This is a genomic window from Spirulina sp. 06S082 (genome assembly GCF_034932145.1).
In the GTDB taxonomy this organism is placed as follows: Bacteria; Cyanobacteriota; Cyanobacteriia; order Cyanobacteriales; family Spirulinaceae; genus CCY15215.
The window spans coordinates 1-6,915 of record NZ_JAYGHV010000200.1 but is presented as its reverse complement, the minus strand read 5'-3'; the positions used below and the strand labels follow the sequence as shown (position 1 = coordinate 6,915).

8 protein-coding genes are annotated in these 6,915 nt (G+C 41.8%); 3 read left to right on the top strand and 5 right to left on the bottom strand.

What is annotated here, in order from left to right; genetic code table 11:
* Nucleotides 1–310 (top strand): pentapeptide repeat-containing protein (locus VB714_RS14100; protein WP_323225202.1); only part of this gene is annotated, 310 nt, incomplete at its 5' end.
* Between the two features lie 46 nt (nucleotides 311–356).
* Here VB714_RS14100 and VB714_RS14095 read toward each other — a convergent pair.
* Nucleotides 357–1,142 carry a DUF1350 family protein gene (locus tag VB714_RS14095; RefSeq protein WP_323225200.1) on the bottom strand — a complete coding sequence of 262 codons (786 nt, stop codon included), beginning with the start codon at nucleotides 1,140–1,142 and terminating at the stop codon, nucleotides 357–359.
* Between the two features lie 107 nt (nucleotides 1,143–1,249).
* Here VB714_RS14095 and VB714_RS14090 point away from each other — a divergent pair, with 107 nt between their 5' ends.
* Both VB714_RS14090 and VB714_RS14085 read left to right on the top strand, forming a co-directional pair.
* Nucleotides 1,250–2,173: a hypothetical protein gene (locus VB714_RS14090; protein WP_323225198.1), complete on the top strand. Its 924-nt coding sequence runs from the start codon at nucleotides 1,250–1,252 to the stop codon at nucleotides 2,171–2,173.
* Between the two features lie 35 nt (nucleotides 2,174–2,208).
* Nucleotides 2,209–3,471, top strand: coding sequence for an efflux RND transporter periplasmic adaptor subunit (locus VB714_RS14085; RefSeq protein ID WP_323225204.1), 1,263 nt, complete (start codon nucleotides 2,209–2,211; stop codon nucleotides 3,469–3,471).
* 67 nt (nucleotides 3,472–3,538) lie between these two features.
* Here the strand turns inward: VB714_RS14085 and VB714_RS14080 are convergent, their stop codons facing one another.
* From VB714_RS14080 to VB714_RS14065, 4 genes are all read right to left on the bottom strand, one after another.
* On the bottom strand, nucleotides 3,539–4,306 hold the full coding sequence (locus VB714_RS14080; RefSeq protein ID WP_323225196.1) for a Uma2 family endonuclease: 768 nt from the start codon (nucleotides 4,304–4,306) through the stop codon (nucleotides 3,539–3,541).
* Between the two features lie 212 nt (nucleotides 4,307–4,518).
* Nucleotides 4,519–5,022 carry a sterol desaturase family protein gene (locus tag VB714_RS14075; protein ID WP_323225194.1) on the bottom strand — a complete coding sequence of 168 codons (504 nt, stop codon included), beginning with the start codon at nucleotides 5,020–5,022 and terminating at the stop codon, nucleotides 4,519–4,521.
* Between the two features lie 106 nt (nucleotides 5,023–5,128).
* Nucleotides 5,129–6,247 carry an ATP-binding cassette domain-containing protein gene (locus VB714_RS14070; RefSeq protein WP_323225192.1) on the bottom strand — a complete coding sequence of 373 codons (1,119 nt, stop codon included), beginning with the start codon at nucleotides 6,245–6,247 and terminating at the stop codon, nucleotides 5,129–5,131.
* Between the two features lie 5 nt (nucleotides 6,248–6,252).
* Nucleotides 6,253–6,915, bottom strand: a 663-nt coding sequence (locus tag VB714_RS14065; RefSeq protein ID WP_323225190.1) for an FtsX-like permease family protein, incomplete at its 5' end; no start/stop codon positions are given.

Genomic DNA, 6,915 nt, shown 5'->3' with positions numbered 1-6,915 from the left:
AGACCTCACTCTCGCAAACCTCACTCTCGCAAACCTCACTTACGCAGATATCACTTACGCAGATATAACTGGCACAAACCTCACTGGCGTAGACCTGACTGGTGCAGACCTGACTGGTGCAGACCTGACTGGTGCAGACCTCACTGGTGCAAATCTCACTGGTGCAGACCTCACTGGTGCAAATCTCAGCAATGAAATATGGGGAGATATTCGTTGGGATGAAACAACAAATTGGGAAGGGGTTCAAGGACTGGAAACAGCGATTAATGTACCAGATAAATTAAAACAGCAATTGGGTTTGGAAGGTTAATCTTAATCTGTTTAAATTAACCTTACGATCGCGCACCCAAAACAACTTACAGAAAAAAGCGATCTTCATCAAAAGGATTTAACCAGAGAATAAGTTCCTGTTTAAGTCGTTGTAAATCTTTGGTTGTTTCCTGTTTAAACCATTGGGCGATCGCATCGATCGGGGTAAAAGTTTCGCCAATTTGCCAATTAATTTCTTGGTTAATCGGTGTAATATGATTTCCAGGTAAAACTTGTAAAGAAACCAGATCGGGAAAGCGTGCTTGTAAAACTGGATGTAGATCGTAGGTTTGGTCAATTGTATCTTTTCTAAACTTAATTAAAAAATTGCGCCTAACTTGATAATCTTGGGCAATTAACTCGTTTGTTTCTTCGGGAGAGGGAGTAAATTTTAAATTGAATGTAGGGGTTAACTGTAACTGTTCTGCGAAAGGAATCGAACGATTAACGGGAAAATTATTGTAAGAAATGAGAATATTTCCTCCTCGTTCGACTTCGTATAAACTGCCAATTAATAAATGCAGTTTGCAGCCCAAACTATGACCCACACCGTAGATCGGTAAAGCACGATTGGTTACAATTTTACGATAGTAGAGGCGATCGAGAATCGTCTCAAAACGGTTGAGAACATCTCTGGCGATCGCAATATGATCGAAAGTATTTAAACAAGGGGTTGTAATAACCAGAAAACCCGCTTCTGCCAATTTTTCCAATAACCAACGATAGGTTAAATGGGGGGCAGTGCCAATAAATGCACCGCCCAAAAAATGAACGATTCCCATCGTATTATCGGGAACAATTAGCCAATTTCCAGAAATTTCTTGCCAGTCCATTTTCAATGAGTAATTATTAATTATTAATTATCAATCGGGAAAAAGAGCAGCATCTTTTTTCTTTTTAGATTACAATTAGGAAAAGTGCCGTTGCTCTTTTTCTGCCCATGACTGATATTAACAAACTTATTAACCAACTGGCCGCCGCAGAAGACCAATTGCGCGATCGCGAATTTCTTGCCCCTTGTGTTGGGGGAGGAAAAGTTCGCACGGCGATCGGCAATATCATTTATACTTTTGAAACTCGCCCGAGAGATTTTGAAGGCTGGGGCATTTTTCTGCCGATCGATCGCCAAGTTGCAGAGGCGATCGATGCACCAAATTTACCTCAACTTGCTACATATTTACAGCTTTTAAAACCTTTTCGTTTGCGCTTGCTTTATCCTTTACGAGGGCAAACTTGGCTGGCTTATCCTGTGAATGAGTCGAATATGAAACAGCGTTTTGGGACAGTTAAACCCATCCCCGTTCATCTTGTCAATGATGGCGGACAATTAGAAAGTATTATCGCCCGCGTTGACGGTAAAATCTGCTGGTTTGATGAAGGCGATCGCCGTGCCGATCCTCAAATTGGGGAACAATTGCGAGAAGCCTTACGCCAGGAAACCCTCCCAGATAGCCTGCATTTCGCCGGCATGACCCCGGAAATGCAAACTACTTATAACATCGCGTGGCAGCGCAGTGAAGCGGGACAGCGCCAAATTCAGCACCGTCAAGCAGTGCAGGAAACCAGACAAAATCGGCGATCGCACCGTCAAAGACCCCGCGATCGCCGTCAAATTCAACAAGGTGTCGAAAATGGCGAAAATCGTCTGCGAGAAGCCTTGCAGCAAGGAGGAGGGCAATTAGAGCATTTTCGCGATCGCGGGGAATATTGGCAAGTCGAATGGAGAACCGCCAACGGAGAGTTACACAGTTCCGCAATTGATAAACTGGATCTAACCGTTGTCAGTTCTGGAGTCTGTTTGAGTGGGCGCGATCGCGATTTTGATTTACAATCTCTCGTGGGAGTCATGCACTATAAAGGATGATCGAGTACATTAAATGAGAGTTGCCAGTGACAATTATGCCAAAACTCAGCCATGCGATCGCCTTATTAATTCTTCCTCTTCTCATTTCTGTTACAGGATGTGGCAATAAGGAGGAAAATGCAGCGCGATCGCAACCCCAACAAGAAGAAGACGGACAACCCATCGCGGTAAATGTAGAGATAGCGCGATCGGGTGGTTTAGCCAATCCTATTGAATATATTGGCACGACTCAACCCCTAAAAATTGTCTCCCTTCGTTCCCAAGTTGAGGGAAGATTGTTAGTTTTGGGGGTTGATGTTGGCGATCGCGTTCGTCAGGGGCAGGTTTTGGCGAGATTGGATGATAGTATTTTAGCCGCCAGTGTCAATGAAGCCGAGGCACAACTTGCCGCTTTTAATGCAGAGATCGAACGAGGTCTCACTCAAGTGAATAATGCTCGCACGGCACTCGAACGAGCTAAAATAGAATGGGAACAGGCTAAAAATGATGCAGAACGCTATGCAACTCTAGCCAAAGATGGCGCGGTTTCTCAGCGAGAAGCAGAATTGTTTCAAACTGCGGTAGAAGTTGCCGAACAAACCGTCAATGCAGCGCGAGAGAACATTAAGACCGAAGAAAGAGCAATTGAGGCCAGTTTAGGACAATTAGCCGCACAACGGGCGATCCTAGCACGAGAACAGCAGCGCCAAACCTTCGCTCGTTTAAATTCTCCCATCAATGGGCTAGTTTTAGAAAGAATTAGCGAACCGGGAAACTTAGTGACTGCTGGGGAAGAAGTTCTTAAACTAGGTGATTTTAGTCAGATCAAGGCGATCGTGCCTCTCTCGGAATTGGACTTATCGGGGGTTGGGGTGGGACAACCGGTTAAGGTGCAATTAGATGCCTTTGGCGATCGCAATTTCCCTGGCAGAGTAACCCGCATTTCTCCCGTTGCTGACCCTACTTCTCGCCAAATTCCTGTTGAGGTGACATTTCCTAATTTTAGCGATCGCGTTGGTAGTGGTTTACTCGCGCGAGTTACTTTTGCCCCTCAACAACAACCTCGGATTATTATACCTGAAAGAGCATTACAAAAAAGAGAAGAAAACAAATTAGATAATAAAAAAGGAGTTTTATTTGTCCTCCAAGGGGAAGATCGGGTGGTAACGCGAGAGGTTTTTCTTGGCGATCGCGTAGATGGAAAAGTAGAAATTCTCTCTGGTATTTCTGACGGCGATCTCTTTGTTATTAATAGCGCTAAACCCCTTAAAGATGGCGATATTATTCGTCAAAGTATTCTCTCTCCTTCTTCGCAATAATTCCGGCGATCGGGTTCTATTCTCTTCTGATTGAACTTATTTAATGATGCGATCGCACTTCTAGAAATTAAGGAAGAGAATCAGGATCGATTCCTAATTGTAAAAGACGATCCCTCATTTTTTGTAAGTCAGATTCAGCTCTTTCTGCTCTTTGCTTTTCAATATTAGCTCTTTGTCGTTGGCGATCGCGTTCATCTTCAGCGAGAATAGCCCTTTGTTGTTGGCGATCGCGTTGTTCGACCACCTCAACAAAATCCACAAAACGCTCCCCATTAGGATGAAATAATACCAAATCCTCCTCAATCGTGCTAAATTTTATCCCCAAAAGTGGACTTTTCCACCCCTCCATTTTAGAAATTTCTTCTAACTTTTTCCCTTTTCTCAGCCATCCCTGTAGCCGATTCTTTTTCGGATTGTACAAGTAATATTCTTGGATGCCATGCTGTTGATAAAACTTAAACTTAACATCCATATCCTTCTTCTTATTACCAGGAGAAAGGATTTCAAACGCCACTTGCGGAGCAATATTATCCTCTTTCCACTGCATATAAGACCCCCTATCTCCTTTGGGTCGCCCCAATACCACCATCACATCTGGTGCTTGTCTTTGGGGTTCTTCTTGTTCTAAAATCTGCTGTTTTGTCAATCGTACCGGATACCAGAAGAGATCCGCAGCAATAAAAACATCAGTTCTGTCCTTAAAGAGAGCATCAAGACCCCCTTTGATCGTGAAAATTAAACGTAATTGGATCGTATTATCAGCCAAAGGTTTACCGTCGCTGTCAGGATAAAGAAGTTCGTCTTCAATGGAGAGAGATTGGAGTTGTTGTACCATGGCCTCAAAAAAAGAGTGGATACACTTGACCCTATTATACAGGCAGTGCGAGCATCTTGCTCGCTATTTTTACAAAACTGAGATGCACTCATTTCAATCCCTGGCGGATCGAGCTATACTCGTCATTTTGAGTATGACAGACCACTAGACTAGAAATTAGACCCCGCGTCGTTACAAGACGCAGGGGAAATATGTTATTCTCCGCGCATCTCTTACCACCAACGGAGTTGTAAATAGTTCTTGGGTTGTTGGTTTAATTCTTCATCCGTTAGCCATTCTGTAGCCTTATAAGTGCCAAAAACATAATCCCACCAATCTACCGCCAAACCAAAATTATGATTCCATTGATTGTACTTATGGTGAACATAATGAACCGGCATTTTCATCCAGAAACATTTTGTGGGATTTTCGTGTTGTAGTTGATGGGCATAAGCAGAAAAAGCAGCATAAACTACGGCACCCAAAAGCCAACCTAGCCCAACAGAAAAAGAAATGAAAAAGGGCAAACACATAACCAGAAATCCCCCCTTAACATAATCCCTAAATTCCCCTATTACCCCTTGTCCTTCATTGCGCTTGTGATGATCCCGATGGCGCTTACCAATAGATTGAGAATAGTGCATCAATCGGTGCAGCCAGTATTCGATAAAACTGCTGACAATAAACGCGATCGCAAAACACCCCGCACCTAGAGCTATGTTTTGTAATCCAGTCATGTTTGATTCTCTCCTTGTCCTTAGTTTGGTCTACGATGATGGTATTCTCAAGATTTTAACCTTTTTTGCCTTTTTGCGATCGCTACAGAGAACAATTAAGGCAAAATTAATTTAAACTCGCCGATATTTTCAAGCGCTTTAACATTTGTTGTAATAACACAGCTTTTGTCAATCCCGAATCGGAAACCGTATCGAGAAAGACTTTCCGGTTAATCACCAGAATTTTGACAGGAGTATTAGAAACAACTTGCACCGTAGCTGGCGATCGCTGTCCCATTAGCATCGCAATTTCCCCAAAATAATCCCCTCTTTCGAGTCGATTGAGAACGACTTTATGAGCATTGTGTAATTGTTGGAACACTTCTACAGTACCTTGAATAAGAATATAAAATTCTGGGGAGCGATCGCCTTCACGAACAATAATTTCTCCTGGCTGATAAGTGCGAACTTTAAAATTAAAATTGGTCGCCAACCGATGTAATTCTCGTTCGGTTAATTCCGATAATCCGAGGGCTGCTTCTTCACTATAACCTCTTTTTAAACGACCGTCTTCTAATTGAATGATGCGATCGGCAACATGAAAAATACGTTGGTCGTGAGTAACAATTAACACAGCACTTCCTTGTTCTCTGGCGAGATTTTGAATCAGTTCGATCGCTTCTAAACCTGTTTTACTATCTAAAGCAGCCGTGGGTTCATCTGCTAAGATTAATTGCGGGGAATGCACTAAGGCTCTGGCGATCGCAACCCTCTGTTTTTGACCTCCTGATAATTGCCTCGGATAAGCGTGAAATTTATTCCCTAGTCCAACTTTTTCTAAAACTTCTCGACTCATTCTCCTGGCTTTTCCTGGTGAAAAATCAGCTTGTAATTCCAGAGAGATTTGCACATTTTGCTCGATGTTCATAAAATCCAACAAATTAAAATGTTGAAAGATAAAACCGATATGACGGCGAAGTTTAAATAGTTTGGTTTCTTGAATGCCAAATAATTCGCGATCGAAGATTTTTAGGCTACCTTCTTGGAGAGAACGCAAACAGCCAATTAAGGAGAGTAAAGTTGTTTTACCAGAACCAGACTCTCCTGTTAAAAGTAGGGTTTCTCCAGACTGAATCGCCAAGTTTACATCAGATAAAACTTGCTTTCTTTGTCCGCCTTCTCGATAATAATGATTGAGGCGATCGATCTCAACAATATTGGTTTTGAAAATGTTTGTTTCTAACATAAAATTCAACTAAAAATCTCAACAGGATCGACTTCTTTCAGTTTTTGTACGGCTAAACTTGCAGAAATGAGACAGATACCACAGGTTAACAAGAGAACGCTGAGAACCGTATTAAACTGCATAAAAATGGACATACTGGTTGATTTGGCGAGAAAATCATAGACCAATACAGACAAAATTAAGCCTGGAATATATCCTAGAAATGCCAGTAAAAATGCCTCCTCTAAAACAATAATGACCAAAGATTGATGACTATAACCAATTGCTTTTAGCGTAGCATATTCTGGCAGATGTTTAGAAACTTTTTGATAAAGAATTTGGTATAAAATCACGATACCCACGACAATTGAGCCAATTAAAGCAAAGCGAAAGATAATTCCCATTGCGGTTCCGTGTTCGTAAAACTCTTTTACATAAGCAATAAAATCGGGTTTAGAATAAACTTTAATATCTGAGGGTAAATAATTTTTTAGTTTGGTAATTGTTTCCTTAATATCAGTACCTTCTTTAATTTTTATAATCCCCAAATCTATATCATTCAAATTGCGATTAAACAGTTGCGAAAATGTCGATTGGCTTACGATCAAGCTGGCATCAATGCTTGTATTTGCGCCGAGTTCAAATAATCCCTTAACCTGTATTTTTTGAAATAATCCCGAACCAGGCAC

Coding starts and splice junctions, on each gene's coding strand:
- VB714_RS14095 (WP_323225200.1), bottom strand. CDS start 1,142: ATGGACTGGCAAGAAATTTCTGGAAATTGGCTAATTGTTCCCGATAAT.
- VB714_RS14090 (WP_323225198.1), top strand. CDS start 1,250: ATGACTGATATTAACAAACTTATTAACCAACTGGCCGCCGCAGAAGAC.
- VB714_RS14085 (WP_323225204.1), top strand. CDS start 2,209: ATGCCAAAACTCAGCCATGCGATCGCCTTATTAATTCTTCCTCTTCTC.
- VB714_RS14080 (WP_323225196.1), bottom strand. CDS start 4,306: ATGGTACAACAACTCCAATCTCTCTCCATTGAAGACGAACTTCTTTAT.
- VB714_RS14075 (WP_323225194.1), bottom strand. CDS start 5,022: ATGACTGGATTACAAAACATAGCTCTAGGTGCGGGGTGTTTTGCGATC.
- VB714_RS14070 (WP_323225192.1), bottom strand. CDS start 6,247: ATGTTAGAAACAAACATTTTCAAAACCAATATTGTTGAGATCGATCGC.